Origin of the sequence: Ensifer adhaerens (assembly GCF_028993555.1) — a bacterium.
Lineage (GTDB): Bacteria > Pseudomonadota > Alphaproteobacteria > Rhizobiales > Rhizobiaceae > Ensifer > Ensifer adhaerens_I.
The window spans coordinates 321,527-335,996 of record NZ_CP118610.1 but is presented as its reverse complement, the minus strand read 5'-3'; the positions used below and the strand labels follow the sequence as shown (position 1 = coordinate 335,996).

At 62.0% G+C, this 14,470-nt stretch carries 15 protein-coding genes; all 15 read right to left on the bottom strand.

The annotated features are described in order from the left end of the window. Position 1 precedes the first annotated feature (1 nt). Entirely contained in the window at positions 2–754 is a 753-nt protein-coding gene (gene fliR, locus PWG15_RS01565; protein WP_275022747.1) for a flagellar biosynthetic protein FliR, read from the bottom strand. Next, on the bottom strand, positions 751–2,838 hold the full coding sequence (gene flhA, locus PWG15_RS01560) for a flagellar biosynthesis protein FlhA (RefSeq protein WP_275022746.1): 2,088 nt from the start codon (positions 2,836–2,838) through the stop codon (positions 751–753). Before flhA ends, fliR begins: the two co-directional genes overlap by 4 nt. A 133-nt stretch (positions 2,839–2,971) precedes the next feature. Then, positions 2,972–3,238, bottom strand: coding sequence for a flagellar biosynthesis protein FliQ (gene fliQ, locus PWG15_RS01555; RefSeq protein ID WP_043624946.1), 267 nt, complete (start codon positions 3,236–3,238; stop codon positions 2,972–2,974). 7 nt (positions 3,239–3,245) lie between these two features. Further along, positions 3,246–3,656 carry a flagellar hook assembly protein FlgD gene (gene flgD, locus PWG15_RS01550; RefSeq protein ID WP_057251055.1) on the bottom strand — a complete coding sequence of 137 codons (411 nt, stop codon included), beginning with the start codon at positions 3,654–3,656 and terminating at the stop codon, positions 3,246–3,248. Further along, positions 3,647–4,096, bottom strand: a complete 450-nt coding sequence (flbT, locus tag PWG15_RS01545; protein WP_065372808.1) for a flagellar biosynthesis repressor FlbT — start codon at positions 4,094–4,096, stop codon at positions 3,647–3,649. Before flbT ends, flgD begins: the two co-directional genes overlap by 10 nt. Beyond that, the gene (gene flaF, locus PWG15_RS01540; protein WP_034800744.1) at positions 4,093–4,440 is read right to left on the bottom strand and encodes a flagellar biosynthesis regulator FlaF; all 348 of its coding nucleotides are present in this window, start codon (positions 4,438–4,440) and stop codon (positions 4,093–4,095) included. Before flaF ends, flbT begins: the two co-directional genes overlap by 4 nt. A 34-nt stretch (positions 4,441–4,474) precedes the next feature. Continuing rightward, complete coding sequence (locus PWG15_RS01535; RefSeq protein ID WP_275022744.1) at positions 4,475–5,533, bottom strand: flagellar hook-associated family protein; 1,059 nt, start codon at positions 5,531–5,533, stop codon at positions 4,475–4,477. Positions 5,534–5,535: 2 nt separating this feature from the next. Further along, positions 5,536–6,984, bottom strand: coding sequence for a flagellar hook-associated protein FlgK (gene flgK, locus PWG15_RS01530; RefSeq protein ID WP_275022743.1), 1,449 nt, complete (start codon positions 6,982–6,984; stop codon positions 5,536–5,538). A 23-nt stretch (positions 6,985–7,007) separates the two neighbouring features. After that, the gene (locus PWG15_RS01525; protein ID WP_223726425.1) at positions 7,008–8,249 is read right to left on the bottom strand and encodes a flagellar hook protein FlgE; all 1,242 of its coding nucleotides are present in this window, start codon (positions 8,247–8,249) and stop codon (positions 7,008–7,010) included. A 91-nt stretch (positions 8,250–8,340) separates the two neighbouring features. Further along, positions 8,341–9,012, bottom strand: coding sequence for a transcriptional activator Rem (gene rem / locus PWG15_RS01520; protein ID WP_275022742.1), 672 nt, complete (start codon positions 9,010–9,012; stop codon positions 8,341–8,343). Positions 9,013–9,282: 270 nt separating this feature from the next. Then, on the bottom strand, positions 9,283–9,834 hold the full coding sequence (locus PWG15_RS01515) for a transglycosylase SLT domain-containing protein (protein WP_275024479.1): 552 nt from the start codon (positions 9,832–9,834) through the stop codon (positions 9,283–9,285). Then, positions 9,785–11,233, bottom strand: coding sequence for a flagellar hook-length control protein FliK (locus PWG15_RS01510; RefSeq protein WP_275022741.1), 1,449 nt, complete (start codon positions 11,231–11,233; stop codon positions 9,785–9,787). Before PWG15_RS01510 ends, PWG15_RS01515 begins: the two co-directional genes overlap by 50 nt. Then, positions 11,230–12,528 (bottom strand): chemotaxis protein MotC, encoded by a 1,299-nt coding sequence (gene motC / locus PWG15_RS01505; protein WP_275022740.1) that lies wholly within the window; start codon positions 12,526–12,528, stop codon positions 11,230–11,232. Before motC ends, PWG15_RS01510 begins: the two co-directional genes overlap by 4 nt. Positions 12,529–12,533: 5 nt before the next feature. Then, complete coding sequence (locus tag PWG15_RS01500; protein WP_275022739.1) at positions 12,534–13,778, bottom strand: MotB family protein; 1,245 nt, start codon at positions 13,776–13,778, stop codon at positions 12,534–12,536. Continuing rightward, positions 13,775–14,428, bottom strand: coding sequence for a hypothetical protein (locus PWG15_RS01495; protein ID WP_275022738.1), 654 nt, complete (start codon positions 14,426–14,428; stop codon positions 13,775–13,777). Before PWG15_RS01495 ends, PWG15_RS01500 begins: the two co-directional genes overlap by 4 nt. Positions 14,429–14,470: the final 42 nt, after the last annotated feature.

The following is a 14,470-nucleotide window of genomic DNA, read 5'->3' as shown; positions in this document are numbered from 1 at the left end:
GCTATCCTCCCTGCATGACCGGCGCGAAACCGTCGCCGAACAGGCGCAGCATTGCGGCGATGCCGAGATAGAGCAGGAACATGCCGCCCATGATCAGATAGGGCTGCGAGATGAAGTAGATCGGGATCTGCGGGGCGAGCTTGTTGACCATGCCGATCGCCACGTTGAAAAGCAGGCCGTAGATGACGAAGGGGCTCGCGAGCCTCAGCATGATCATGAAGGTCTGCGCCAGCGAATCCGTGAGCGTGATCAGCACGCCCTGCGGATCGAAGGCGGTACCGATCGGCATGGCGCGATAGGACTGCACGATCGCCTCGATCATCACGTGGTGGAAATCGAGCATGAAAAGAACCATCAAGCCGGCAAAGCTGATGAGGCTGGTCAACTGGTTTTCCGGCGTGTCTTCAATCACATCCGACGACGGCGGGGAGCTGAAGCCCATCAACATGGTGATCGCCGTGCCGGCGAACTGCAGGCCGAGTACATAGTAGCGGGCGACGAGCCCCATGACCACGCCGACGGCCGTCTCGGCGGCGATCAGGTAGATGTAAGTATGCCCCTTTCCGGTCACCTGCGGATAGATGTCCGTCCACATGACCGGCAGGATCGCCATGGACACCGCCACCGCGATGAAGAGCCGGACCTGCATCGGAATACGGGCAGAAGAAAACCCGGGCATGATCATGATGCATCCGCCGATCCGGCAGAAGGCCGCGAACAGCGCCAGCACCGAGCCCTCCGGGTCGGTGATCATGAAACTGAGCCGATGATCTTGATCTCGAGGCCCTTGGCAAGCTCGACATGCGAGAGCACGGGCAAAGTGGCAAAGAGACGCTCGATGATCATGCGAACATAAGAACGGGATTCGGGCGAACTTACCAGTACGAAGGGCATGCCGCGATCGAGATGTTCACGGATAACTTTGGTCGCCTGTTCGCTGAACTCTTCGAGATGCCGCGGGTCGATATCGAACTCGACGACTTCGCCCTTGGCATCGCGCTTCAGCGCCTGATGGAAGACCATATCCCACTTGTTGCCGAGCCGCAGCACGCGCAGGACGCCGTTGTCGGCAAGGTCGCCGCAGAGCTGCTGCGACATGCGCACGCGCACATGCTCGACGATCTGTTCGGTCTTGCGCACATGCGGGGCGAGTTCGGCAACCGCTTCCAGGATCAGGTGCAGGTTGCGGATCGAGACGCGCTCGGCGAGCAACAGCTTCAGCACGGCCTGAAGCCCGGAATAGGACATGTGCGAAGTGCAGATCTCGTCGGCGAGCTTCCGGTATTCCGGATCGAGCCGCTCGATCAGCACCTTCACGTCCTTGTAGGAAAGCAGATGCGGGAGGTTGTTTCGGATGACTTCGCTGAGGTGCGTCAGCACCACGGACACGTTGTCGATCGGGTGGAAGCCCTCGCGCTTCAGGTCTTCGGTAAAGGTTTCGAGGATCGAGACGGCCGGCATGCCGAAGGCGGGTTCGCGAATCTCGTCACCCGGCACGCTCGGCCGGCGACCGCCGCCCGTCACCACCACCACTTCGCCGACGCGCACCGTGTTGGATGCGATCGTCGTGCCGTGAATGCGGATATGGTAAGCCTTGTCGGGGATGCTGATGTCGTCCGATACCTTGATTTCCGGAATGACGAGGCCGTATTGCCCGGCGAACTTGCGGCGCATCTTGCCGACGCGGAAGGCGAGTTCCTGGTGTGCGCCAAGCAGGCGCGTCGAGACCTGCTTGCCGAGAAGAAGTTCAATCTCGGCGGTCTTCAGCACCGACTTCACCGAATCCGCCTCGCCTTCCTTGGTCTGCTGGACCTTGGCCGCTTCCTCGGCGCGACGGGCAGCGTTGGCCGCCTCGATCTGGCGCGGCACGAGCCAGCTCAGGAACGCCATGCCGCCGCCGAGAACGGCAAAGGGCAGGAACGGCAGGCCGGGAACAACCGACAGGAGGATGATCAGTGCCGAGGCGACCATCAGCGCCTTCGGATAGCCGCCGAGCTGGCCGACGACAGCCTGGTCGGTCGAACCCGATGTACCGCCGCGCGAGACGAGCAGGCCTGCGGCCAGCGAAACGATCAGCGCCGGGATCTGCGAGACAAGACCGTCACCGACCGAAAGCTTGACGAAGACGTCGGCCGCTTCTCCGATCGGCATGCCGTGGCGGAGATAACCGATGATGATGCCGCCGAAGATGTTGATGGCGGTGATGATGAGGCCGGCGATTGCATCGCCGCGCACGAACTTCGAGGCACCGTCCATGGCGCCGTAGAAGGAGCTTTCTTCCTCCAGCTCGCGGCGGCGGCGCTGCGCTTCCTTCTCGTCGATCAGACCGGCCGACAGGTCGGCGTCGATCGACATCTGCTTGCCGGGGATCGCGTCGAGGGTGAAGCGCGCGCCGACTTCGGCGATACGCGTCGCACCCTTGGTGATGACGATGAAGTTCACGGTGATGAGGATCAGGAAGACGATCAGACCGATGACGAAGTCGCCGGACATGACCAGGCTGGCAAAGCCGGAAATGACGCCGCCGGCAGCACCGTGGCCCTCGTGGCCGTGCGAAAGGATGACGCGGGTCGTGGCGATGTTCAGCGCCAGGCGCACCATGGTCGAGATCAGCAGGATGGTCGGGAACGAGGAGAACTCGAGCGGGCGCTGGATCCACAGGGAGACCATCAGGATCAGCACCGAAAAGGCGATGGAAAACGCCAGTCCCATATCGATCAGGAACGGAGGAATGGGCAGGAAGAGGATCGACAGGATCGCCACGATCCCGAGCGCAAAGCCGACGTCCCGGCCCTTTGGTGCGACTTTCGGGATGATCAGCGCTGCTTGTTGTGCCATGTCTCTTCCGTCTCATCATGAGAACAAGGCAGCATTCACACGCGCTGCCCCACTTTAGAGATGGAAATAGCGGCCCAAGCTTGCGCGAGGGTTTCACGGCGGCACGTCCAGATCGCCACGCACGGCGCGCGGATCAGAAACCGGATTGGATGCGCGAGAAGATGATGTCGGTGAAGATGGAGATCTGGGCGCCGATGAAGGGTGCGGACACCGCAACGGTGATCATGACCGCAAGAATCTTCGGGACGAATGTAAGGGTCATTTCCTGGACCTGGGTCAGCGCCTGAATGAAGGCGATGACGACGCCGACGATCATGGCGGCGAGAACGGCGGGGCCCGAGGCCACGATCACGGTCCAGATCGCGGCCTGTACGATATCGAGGGCATCCGCCTCATTCATGGATGTTTCACTTCACCTTGACGCCCGGGCCGATAACCAGCTCCTTGCCGCTATCGAGCACCGCAATGATTCCGTCAGAGTATAGTTTCACTTCCTTAACCACGCCAGTGGTCTTGCCGTCTTCGCTGGTGACGGTGCGCCCGATGACGGCGTCCGCTTCGCTGAGCGAGGTACGCTGCAGCAGGCTTTCCAGGTTCTTGTTGGTCTTGATCGTCTGTTCCACCTGCGAGAAGGTCGCAAGCTGGGCGATCTGCTGGGTCGCATCCATCGGCTGCGTCGGATCCTGGTTCTTCATCTGCGCGACCAGCAGCTTCAGGAAGCTCTCATAGTTGAGCGATGCCTTGGCAGCGTCGCCGCCCGAATCCTGACCGGAAACGATCGGGGTGTAGCTGTTGTTGTTGACGCCGCTTACCGCCATGGCGCGATCTCCTTGCGAATCTGCTCGACCGTCGCCGGCGTGATTTCCTGCGTGTTGAGGATGCGGTCTTCGATCGGGTAGAGGCCGCGGATCGCCTTCAGTGCCTCGAAGGCACGGCCGTTGGTGACGAGACCGTCGACGCGCTTAAGTTCGGCCAGAATCTCTTCGTTCTTGAAGCAGTTGAGCAGCATGACGATCGACTTGCGGAACATGGCGGTCGATTGCTCCGCCCCTTCCGGATTGATGAGGATCATCTGCGCGATGAAGTACAATTGCTTCAGCGGCGTGGTGGCGTCTTCCGGCTGCAGAACGTGGTTTTCGAGCAGGAAGGTCACGTCATTCAGGAACTCGACCGCAACCTTGCGATCTACGCGAAGCACCGCGCCGTTAACAAAGATCCGTTCGCCCGATTTCAGCGAAATACGCAGTGTGCTCTTCATTTCAGTCCATCCCTGATGATGGTGGTAATGTCAATTATGCCCTGGAAGTTGGAGGATTCGCGTTTGCGGATCTTCTCCGTCTCGTTGAGTATCCAGATAGCGATCGAAATCAGATTGGCGCGCAGCTCTTCGTTGAGCTGGTTTTCCGGAGCGCGCAGATCCTCGATGAAGCGGATCCACAGGCGCCGGGTGAAGTAGATGGCCTCGATGGCCTCTCTCGAGTACCCTTTCTGCTGTTTCGCTGCTTCCATGAGCGCGATCGAGCGATCGAGTACCTGCCGTTCTCGATTTTTGGAGTCGGCGACGCCGTCCTCCATGATCTCGGCATAGGAAAACTGATACATTCAGACATCCTTCATGTTTGTCCGGTTCCCCATACTAGAGGAAATTGAGCAAGCTCATCTGCTGTAGTCGCGACGTTAGTGTATAGGACGTTTCCAACTGCACCTTTAGCGTGTTGATCCGGGTCGATGTCTCGATCGGATCGATGCCCTCGATGTCGGCGACATGCGTGTTGACGAGCTTGAGCTGCGCATCGATGGAGGTATTCGCCTTCTTGACGCGCGCTTCGGAGATACCGAGCTGGCTGCGTTCCGAGTTGAGGCCGGCAATGCCCTGTTCCGCGTAATCGAGGGCTGCGACACCAATGGCCGAGCGCACCTCGGGCGTAACGTTCTTGTCCATCAGTTCGGCGGCGATCACGCTTGCCATCGCGAACATCCGGAAACCCTTGGTGTTGGCGTTGGTCGAGCTTTCGATGACTTCGCTGGCGCTGATCCGGCTCGTCATGTTCTGGTTCGAAGCATCGGACCAGTTGGCATCCCAGCCCGGTCCGGTGAACATCGGTTCGACGGTGTTCTTGATGAAGTCCTGCATCTGCGTGACAGAGAACTGGTCCATGCCGGTCAGCGGCGGAACCTGTGCGGCCATGAAGGTCGAAAGCGCGTTGTCGAAAGCAGTCTTGGCCGCCGACGGCGGGGTCGTGGCGTAGTCGGCAACCGGCTTGGCATCGGTGTTGATGCCCGAAAACAGGAACTCGCCGTTGAAGGAGGTATTGGCGGCAGCAGTGAAGGTCTGCAGCGCGCCCATGATCTCGGTCTTCTGGATCTTCAACTGGCTGGCAGCATCGTTGCCCTTGTAGGTGACGAGCGTGTCGCGCACTTTTTCCGCGGCCTTCGCCATCGTCTCGAGCGCACCCTGCGAACCCGAGAGACGCTGGGTCACGACCGAGTTCGTGCTCTTCATCGAGTTCAGCCGGTCCAGCTCGCGCTGAAGGTTGAGCGAGCGCGACGCGGTCGCACCAAGTGCGAGGCCGACGTCATAGTGGCGGCCGGTGGTCTGCTCCTGGGTGAGCTTGAGCAGCTCCGACTGATTCTGCTGGATCGTCAGGCGCATAGCGCTCTGAATCGCCAGATTAGAAACGTAGGACGTCTTCATGATTACCTCACGGCTTCCATAAGGGCTGCCATCATGGCATCCACGGTACTGACCAGCTTGGCTGATGCTTTGTATGACTGTTCGAGATCGAGCAGCAGCGACAGTTCCTCGTCGATGCTGACGCCCGTCTGCTTGCTGAGGGCTTCCTGGGTGCGTGCAAGCATTGCCTGCTTGTTGTCGTCCGCGGTCGAGGCCGTCTTGCGCGTCTGCTCGAGCCAGCCAACCGAACCGGTCGCAAAGTTCAAAAGGCTGCTGTTGCTATCGAGACCCGTCGCCGGGTCGAACGACATGTTCTCGCCCATCTTGTTGATGAAACCGTCGAGCAGCGCGGTATAGCCGGGGCTCGGATTTGCGGCACCGCCCGGGTTCGAGACCACGCCGTTGAAACCGCCGTCACGCAGCAGCAGCGGGTTCGCCTTTGCCATGGCGTTGACGGTGATCTTGGACGCAAGACCGGGGACGACCGTGCCCGCTGCAGGAACGCCAGCGCTTCCCCAGGTGAACAGGCCGGGCTGATAGGCGATTGCCGGCGGGTTACCTTCCTTGAAAAGCTCGACCAGACCGCGCGCGATTTCGTCCAGCTGCGACTGGAACTTTGGCGCGATATCGTCGCGCAGCTGCACCAGGCTTGCGAGCTTGCCCTTGGCGGTGGTGTCCGCGCCGGTTCCGGCGGCGATCGGCACGCCATCGACGAAAATCTTGTTACCGGTCACGGTGGCGTCGAATGTGGTGGTCGGCGCGAAGGTGACCTGGCGCGGAATGTTCTCGAACAGCACCGTGCCGTCGGTGGTGAAGATCACCGTATCGTTGTTGCCGCGTGTGACGGTGGAGATGCCGATGATCTCCGAAACCTGCTTCAGGATCTTGTCGCGCTGGTCGAGCGCGTCGCTCGCGTCGCTGCCTTGGGCCGTCGCCGACTTGACGGCGTTGTTCGCCTTCTCGAAATCCGCCAGCAAGCCGTTCAGCTTGTCGACCTCAAGGGCGATTTCCTTGTCGGCATCCTTGCGCAGATCCTGCACCGTGGTGGAGGTCTTGTTGAGCGAGTCGGCGAGATCCTGCGCATCGGAGACGGCCGTCGCCGCGATCGTCTTGTTCCCCGGCGTCGCGGCCAGCGTCTGCAGACTGTTGCGGAAATCGGACAGCAGCTTCGACGGCGCCGTTTCGTAGTTGTTGCCGCCAAGCGCCGACTTCAAGAGTTCCAGCCCATCGCGAAGCCGGGCCTGGCCCGATGCTTCACCGATGCTGGCGATGCTCTGCTTGAGCAACGCCTCGTTCTGGGCCCGGTAAATGGATACGACCTGCGCCCCGTTCGGCGTGCTGCCGAGGAGAGCGAGACGACGCGAATAATCCGCATTGCCCGCATTCGCGATGTTCTTCGACACGGTCGCGGTCTGCTGCGCCGTATTGCTGAAGGCCTGCTGTGCGATGGATATTGCGGAGGACAGCGACATGACGCGGACCGTATCTCTTTCAATTACCGTTTCAGGTTGACCAGCACGTCAAGCAGATCCGAGGCGGTCTGGAACACCTTGGAGTTTGCCGTGTAGTTGCGCTGGGCCTCGATCATAGAGGTCAGCTCGTTGGCGATGTCGACGTTGGAGTTTTCGAGCGCCTTGGACTGGATGTTGCCGAATGCGCCGGAGCCGGCGAAGCCGGTGACGATGACGCCGGAATCCGTGCCCTGCGAGTAGACGTTGCCCGATTCCGGCTGCAGCTTGTCCGGGCTCTGCACGTTCGCAAGCGCGATGCGGAACTTCGGAATGAGGTTGCCGTCGCCATACTTGACGTAGACGATACCTTCCTTGTCGATCTCGAAGCCGGACATCTTGCTCGGCTTGCTGCCGTCGATGCCACCGCCGGTGCTGGTGAAGTCGCCACCGAGCTGCGTGGTCTTGGAGGTGTCGATCGTCAGCGCGCCGAGGTTGGCGCCCGTGCCCGGCAGGTTCGTAATCGCCGAGGTCGTCAGCGTGGCCGGGACCGCGCCGATGCGCTTGCCGGCTGCGTCGAACGTCATGGTCTGCGAGCCGATGACGCCGGTTGGCGTAGCCGGCGGGACGGCCGGGGCGTACGTCGCACGGTCGCGGATCTCGAGCGACCACTCGTTGACGTTGGTTTTCTTGTAGACGAAGTCGAGGATACGGGTGTTGCCCTGGCTGTCATAGACGACGAGCGAGGTCGGCTTTTCGTCGCCGATCGCTGCACCCGACGGCAGGTTCGCTTCCATCGCACCCTTGGTCGAACCGGAGGCCACCAGGCCTTCGTCCTTGAGCTTGACCTGCGTCAGGCCGTCAAAGCCGTTGACGACGACCGTCGGATCAGCGCCGGCCTTGTACTCGTACCCCATCAGCGTGAAGCCGGCGGTGTTGACGAGGTTGCCGTCCTTGTCGGGGACGAAGGAGCCGGCGCGCGTCAGGAAATTCTGGCCGCCATTGCCCTGGACGATGAAGAAGCCGCCACCGTTGATGGCAAGGTCACTGGCCGAGGTCGTGTAGCTGGTGCCGCCCTGCTGGGAGATGCTGTAGCGCACCTGTGTCTCGACGCCGCCGGAATTGTAGTTGCCGCCGCCCGAAGGCAGGATCATCGACGAGAACTCGGTCGAGGCCCGCTTGTAGCCCGTCGTGTTCGCGTTCGCGATGTTTTCGGCGACCGTGCCGAGACGGTTGGACTGGGCGTTCATACCGGACACGCCCGTTCTCATGCTGCCATAGAGACTCATATCGGATCCTCATTTCCTTGTTGCGGCGACACTAGGAAGCGGGCCTTGCGTGAACCTGTCTTGGTTCGGTGCCCGCTCAACCGCGTGGCGCTCAGTTCCAGTCGATGCAGTAACCAAGGAAGCGCTTGGAATCGATCGGGTCGAAGCCCAGCTTCTTGCGCAGTTTCTTGCGAAGCTTGCTGATGTGGCTTTCGACGACGTTTTCCTCGACGTCCTCGTCGAAGATCCCGTAGATCGCGTTGAAGATCTGCGACTTGGATACACGGCGGCCACGGTTTGCGACCAAGTATTCCAGAATGCGGCGTTCGCGACGCGGCAAGGCAAAGACGTCGCCGTTGATCTCCGGATCACGGCCGTCGGCAAAGACTCGGATCGGACCGATGTCGGTAAAGTTGGCGATCGCCTTCAGGCGGCGGCGGATTGCAGCGACACGGGCGAGGATTTCGCGGGGGTGAACCGGCTTGCGCACGACGTCATCGACGCCACAATCAAAAAGCGCAAGCGTGTTTTCGAGAGACGGGGTGTCGCTGACGGCGATGACGGGAGCCATAGACCGATCGCGGATGGCACGAGGCAGCGTGAAGGTGGCATCGCCCTGACCGATCAGGAACGCCTCGACGGCATCGATATCCGAATCGGCGGCCGCATTGACCCACTCGCCAAACTCCCTGGGGTCGAAGCCCGTCGAGGGAATTCCTTCACGTCCGAAGAGGGACGTGTATCCGTCCTTCACCAGCTCTCTTTCATCAACCACTACGATCATTCGCCCGCCTCCGAATCAGTATGGCTCCGCACTGATCGAGAGGTACGAATCGAGGGATTCATGAACAACTAGAGGAAGTTACTGGGTGGAATTAATAATTGATTAACCATGTTTCGCCGATTTGATCTATATCTAGTGGCACCCCGTTAACATCGGCACTAAAATAATGTGGAAAAGTTAACGGACTACGACAAATCCGCTTGCCGTCACATTGTCCACGCATTGTCGCCACAATGCGGCAACGCTATCAAGAATACACTTATTGGTTGCTCACTGACAGAACTGCGTGGCGTTCGGCGTCCACTTGCCGTAGCCCGTCGCGACGAGATTCGCGATCACCCGGCAGACATATTTCTTCTGCGCCGGGTCGTTGTTCGGGCCCGCGTGATAGCGGGCAACAGCCATGGTCCAAGTCTCATGCTTGGCGTGCAGATTGGCCAGGAAGCGCGCGGCATATTCGACATTCTTGCGCGGGTCAAGCATCTCCTGCGGCGAGCTGAAATGCTCGCCATGGAAGTAATAGTTGATCTGCATGCAGCCAAGGTCGATGAGCTTGGCGCCCTGCGCACGGGCATTGCCGAACTGGGTCAGAACGTCCTGTTCGCTGGTGCCGAAATAGGCCTTGCCTTCGATGTTCATGGCATAGGGCTGCAGCGAGCCCTTGCGGCCGGTTTCGGTCAGTCCGACGGAATAGAGTATTCCGGCGGGGATGTCGTATTTCGCCGCCGCGCTCATGATCTCGCGTTCGCAGACGCCGGCGCTGGCGAAGGCACTATATGTAGACGTGACCAGTGCGAGAGCGCTCAGTGCCGGCAGCCGCATCGTCCGTCCCGCCATTGCCAACCCACCTTTCCGCCGCCGAAGCCTGGCCGTCGTCCTGTCGCTGCTGGCGTCCCTGGCCGTTCCCGTCGGCCCGCTCGCGTCCCTGCTGCCCGGCCTGTGCCTGAGCCTGTGCCTGCGAGCCTCCGCCAGAAGACGTGTCGCCACCCGAATTGAACACGATGTTGACCTGGTCGACCGCGAAACCCTGCGCACGCAGGGCCTTCACCATCTCGCTCTGGTCGTCGCGCAACTGCCGGAACGCGTCGCCGGTCTCCACCTTCAGTTCGACCTGCAATTCGTCGTCCTTCAGCCTGAGCGTGGCGGTGACGAGACCGAGTTCGATCGGATGGAGCTGGATCTTCAGCGTGTTCAGCGTCTTGCCGGCCTGGGTCCAGGCGCCTGGCTGGCTGAGTGCCGCACTCGGCTGCAACGGGCTGGCGCCGACTTCGCCTGCGATCGCGTCCGCCACGGCGCTCGTGTTCGGATTCATCGAGATGCCCAGATAGCGCCGGGCCTCAAGCACCGTGACGTTCTCGACCTTGGCAGCCTGCGAACGGGTGCCGTCGAACGCCGCCTCTCCATCCTTCGACAGGCTCATGGTTACCGCCTGCCCCTTGCCGTCGGCCCGGGCGAAGCGGAAGAGCCGATCCGGATCGCCCTCGCCTGCCGTAGCCTCGGCCTTCGCACCGTGCTCGCCAGTTCCGGCGACATGCGTTCCTGCAACCTCGCCTTGGCCCAGGCCAGCCGCGACCTGACGGCCGGCGTTCGTGGTTTCGCCGAGCGAATGCCCGACAGCCTGGCCGCCGAGCAGCGTCAACAGGTCATCCATATCCGTCTTCGATGCCGACGTCGGTTCGCCACCCTCGCCGTTGGCGACATCGGCGTCGCCTGCCGCCGTTGTCTGGCCGTTTGCCTGCGCCTTTGCCAGCCGTTCCGCAAGGGCGGCAATTCGCTCCGCGAGTTCGTCCGGAACGCTCGCATTGCTCATGCCAGCCGGATCCGCGTTCGCCTTGGCCGTATCGGCCTTGTTCGTCGCACGCCGTGCGCCAAGGTCGCGTTCCGTTGCAGGAAAACGTTCGTGGAGCGCGTGTTCGCCAAGTACCTGTTCGTCGCGGCCGATGGCAATGCTGCGCGTCGCCGCGCCATGTCTGCCGGCGGCCTTGGCGATGTTGTCCTTGTCGATCAAGGCTCCAGCCTCCGTGTCGTCGCCGGCAGCGGTATCACCGAGGCCCTTGCCCGTTCCCGCCTGGTCATTCGCCTTCTGCCGCCCAGCATTCGCCACGGCATCTTCGAACGCGCCCAAGCCGCCCGCCGCCTGCTCCTTGCCGACGGTGCGCCCGTTTCCCTTGCCGGCAGGCGCCGGGGGCAGGCCACGCAGGCTATCATCAAGAGCCCTCATTTCCCTTCTCCCTTCAGGAGAGCGTCGATCTCTTCGATCTTCGACCTCCCCTTCGCCACAAACCCGTCGTGTTCAGGATCACCAGCCTCGCCCGCGTCGGCCTCCGCCGTGCCCGCCGCTGCGGCCACTGGGGTCGCGCTGCCGAAAGGGCTCATGCCGCTTCCCGTGTCCTCTGCTTCGGCCGTGCCATCGGATACAACCGGTCTATCCGGTTTAGACACAAACGCTTGCGTGAGGCTTTCATCGTTCGGCGGCCTGACGACCGCATCGGCGACGGCTTTTGCGGCATCGCGCAACGCACGGTCGCGTGGCGAAAGCTCCGCATCCGGTATCGCTGCTATGCTTGCTGTCGCAGCGAACACATCGCTGGAGGGAACGGACGCCAGGCCCGCATAGAAACCGGCAAGCACTTCCGGCTGCGCTGCTCCGTCGGCGCCGAGCGTCTCGGCCCGCTCCGAAGCGAGCTTCGCCAGCGCCTGCTTGCCAGCGATCGCCGCGCGCCGTGCGACACGCAGATAGACCTCGCGCTGGCGCGGCGCGTCCATGAAGTCGAGGATCTCCGAAATCCGCCCCTGGGCTTCGCCGCCGAAATGCGCGACGGCAAGCTCGACGAAAACGTCGGCGAACTGGCTGGCATAGGGAGACGTCAGGTAGCGGCGCGCATACGTCAGCGCGTAGTGGAAGCCCTTGTCCGGCGCATTGGCCTGCACCGCAAGGAACACGGAGCGGCGCAGGGCCGCCTCTTCGATGATCGTGCCCGGAGCCGTCAAACGCGCCCAGTCGTAATACTTCATCGCCGCAACCGGATCCTGCTGCGACGTCGCATTGCCAAGAATGAGATAGAGATACGGGCCGATGCGGGCGTTTCGATATTCCGGCGCGGCCTTGGACAGGTTCTCGACGATCAGACCGCCTTTGCCGTTCAGATACTGACGCAGCGCATCGGTGACACGGGAATCGAAATTGCCGGCCACGTCGTGATCCGAAAGGAATTTCAGCGTCTCCGGATTGCCGCCGCTCATCGCGTAGACCAGCGCCGCATCGACGTTGCGCGGGTCGCTGAACACGGAGGGATCGGCCGCACGCAACCGCTTGTCGATCGCGCCCAGCATGAAACGCTGCATCTCGATCGCCGAATGGTCGCCGAGCACCACGGAGTCCTGCACATATTGCAGCGACCGGATCATCTTGAAGGGGGCTAGTTCCTCGATATCGTTCGCCCGGGCGCTCCCGATTGCAAACGGGGTCGCCAGCACGCAGCAGGTCATCAGGATCGATCGCAGGCGTTTCAGCATCATGTTCAACCCGGAGCCGATTGCAGCAGGATCTCGATACGCCGGTTGCCCGGAGCATAGGGATCACCCGGGATCTGCAGCCGACGGTCGGCAAAGCCGCTGATCTGGCTGACGCGGTCTTCCTTCAGACCACCGCGGACGAGCATGTAATAGGCACTCTGGGCGCGCGCGGCAGACAGCCGCCAGTTGTCATAGGTGCCGTCCTTGAACGGGCGACCGTCGGTATGGCCGCGGATCGCGACCGCACCCTGGCGCTCGGCAAGCAGATGGCCGATCTTTTCCATCGCCAGCACCAGTTCCTTCTGCGGCACGGCCGAACCGATGCCGAACATCTGCGCGTCCGTGCGCTCGCTGATCGTCACCATGAGACCGCCCTCGGCCGGCGTCACCACCAGCCCTTCAGCGAGCTGGCCTGCCTCACCGGCAAGTTGCTTCTTGAGTTCGGCCTGAAGTTCGGCGGCCTGCTTTTCGGCGTCTGCCGGGGCAGCCCCGGCCTTCAGCTTGCCGTCGGCAGCGGTATCAGTGTCTGCGGCAGACTCTGCCGCCGTCTCGGCGGTCTTGTCTGTGCCCTCGTCCACTGTCTTCGCCTCACCCTCGACCACCGGCGTCGCGCCTGCCGGCTTCGTCGTCTTGGCGGCGAGAGCGACTTCGCTTTCGGTCACGTTGCCTGCGTCCTTCACCTCAACCTGCTTCGTCCAGAAATCCGGATCGAAGGGATCGCGATATGCTTCGCCACCGTCGGCGCCGGTTGCCGGGCCGGACTGAGCGGCTCCACCCTCGCCCTTGATGCTGATGTTGGCCTGCTGGCCGACTTCGCGGGCGATCTCGGAGAGCACCGAATAGGGATTCTCGAAGAAGTCCGCGTCGGAATACTTGGTTTCTTCGCCCGAGGTCGCGGTCAACTGGTCGCCGGTCTTGGCAGATCCGCCGGACTTTTCCTGCTCGCCATCGACCTTGGAGCGCTGCTGCGTCTCCTCGCCCTGCGCGTCCTTCGCCGGATCCTTCAGGCCGCGCTCGGCGGGCTTCTGGTCGGTCAGTTGCACCGGATTGAAATAGGAAGCGATCGCCGCCTTCGTTTCCTCGTTGGCCGCGTTGATCAGCCACATGACGAGGAAGAAGGCCATCATTGCCGTCATGAAGTCGGCATAGGCGATCTTCCACGAGCCGCCGTGATGCCCGTCATGGCCGCCATTGTGGCGCTTGACGATGATGATCTCGTGTTTGCCGTTGTGATGGTTTTCGTCGCTCATGCGAGAACTTTCCGGACAGTATCGGCCCAGGCGGCCATGCGCGTCACCAGGATCGTACCGTCCATTTCGACGGCGAGATCGATGTCGTCGGTTTCGACGTGGCGGAACAACGGCATGTCCTCCCCGAGCTGGCGCTTCAGCGCCTCGAAGAGTTGGGTCGGGCCCCTGACGACGAGAGTGCAACCTTCGCCAGCCACAAGGCCCTGCTTAATCATCTGCGCCATATCGGCAACCGCCCGCTGCAGGAGGGCGTCCTCCATGACCGGTGCCAGAACCCGAGCGGTCTGATCTCCGAGTGCTGTAACCAGACTGTCGGCCATGGCGGCAAAACGCTCTGCCAGGCGGTTGGCGGTTTCGGATTCGAGGCGCTGGGTCAAGGCCGCGAGCTCGGCCGCATGGGCCGCCTGCAGGTCGGCAATCTGGCGCTCGTGTTCGAAGACGAGTTCGGCCGTCGCCTCCGCGCGGCCTTCCGCGAAGGCCCGTCGGCGCTCCGCGTCGATGTCAATCTCTGGCATGGAAGGCCTCGCGCCGAGGCGGTCGCCATCGGCATAGTCGCTATCCAGATCGGGGAAATATTTTTGGGGCATCAGCGACAGCTCGACCTTCGGCGCGCTGAAATCCTTGAGGTAGCGGGAGAGCATCGCACTCATGACCGGTCACTCGCGGTGGCGCAGCGATGCGGCAATCCCCGT

What these genes read in the sequence shown, in the direction of transcription:
- fliR (WP_275022747.1), bottom strand. Translation starts at nt 754, where the DNA reads ATGATCACCGACCCGGAGGGCTCGGTGCTGGCGCTGTTCGCGGCCTTC.
- flhA (WP_275022746.1), bottom strand. Translation starts at nt 2,838, where the DNA reads ATGGCACAACAAGCAGCGCTGATCATCCCGAAAGTCGCACCAAAGGGC.
- fliQ (WP_043624946.1), bottom strand. Translation starts at nt 3,238, where the DNA reads ATGAATGAGGCGGATGCCCTCGATATCGTACAGGCCGCGATCTGGACC.
- flgD (WP_057251055.1), bottom strand. Translation starts at nt 3,656, where the DNA reads ATGGCGGTAAGCGGCGTCAACAACAACAGCTACACCCCGATCGTTTCC.
- flbT (WP_065372808.1), bottom strand. Translation starts at nt 4,096, where the DNA reads ATGAAGAGCACACTGCGTATTTCGCTGAAATCGGGCGAACGGATCTTT.
- flaF (WP_034800744.1), bottom strand. Translation starts at nt 4,440, where the DNA reads ATGTATCAGTTTTCCTATGCCGAGATCATGGAGGACGGCGTCGCCGAC.
- PWG15_RS01535 (WP_275022744.1), bottom strand. Translation starts at nt 5,533, where the DNA reads ATGAAGACGTCCTACGTTTCTAATCTGGCGATTCAGAGCGCTATGCGC.
- flgK (WP_275022743.1), bottom strand. Translation starts at nt 6,984, where the DNA reads ATGTCGCTGTCCTCCGCAATATCCATCGCACAGCAGGCCTTCAGCAAT.
- PWG15_RS01525 (WP_223726425.1), bottom strand. Translation starts at nt 8,249, where the DNA reads ATGAGTCTCTATGGCAGCATGAGAACGGGCGTGTCCGGTATGAACGCC.
- rem (WP_275022742.1), bottom strand. Translation starts at nt 9,012, where the DNA reads ATGATCGTAGTGGTTGATGAAAGAGAGCTGGTGAAGGACGGATACACG.
- PWG15_RS01515 (WP_275024479.1), bottom strand. Translation starts at nt 9,834, where the DNA reads ATGCGGCTGCCGGCACTGAGCGCTCTCGCACTGGTCACGTCTACATAT.
- PWG15_RS01510 (WP_275022741.1), bottom strand. Translation starts at nt 11,233, where the DNA reads ATGAGGGCTCTTGATGATAGCCTGCGTGGCCTGCCCCCGGCGCCTGCC.
- motC (WP_275022740.1), bottom strand. Translation starts at nt 12,528, where the DNA reads ATGCTGAAACGCCTGCGATCGATCCTGATGACCTGCTGCGTGCTGGCG.
- PWG15_RS01500 (WP_275022739.1), bottom strand. Translation starts at nt 13,778, where the DNA reads ATGAGCGACGAAAACCATCACAACGGCAAACACGAGATCATCATCGTC.
- PWG15_RS01495 (WP_275022738.1), bottom strand. Translation starts at nt 14,428, where the DNA reads ATGAGTGCGATGCTCTCCCGCTACCTCAAGGATTTCAGCGCGCCGAAG.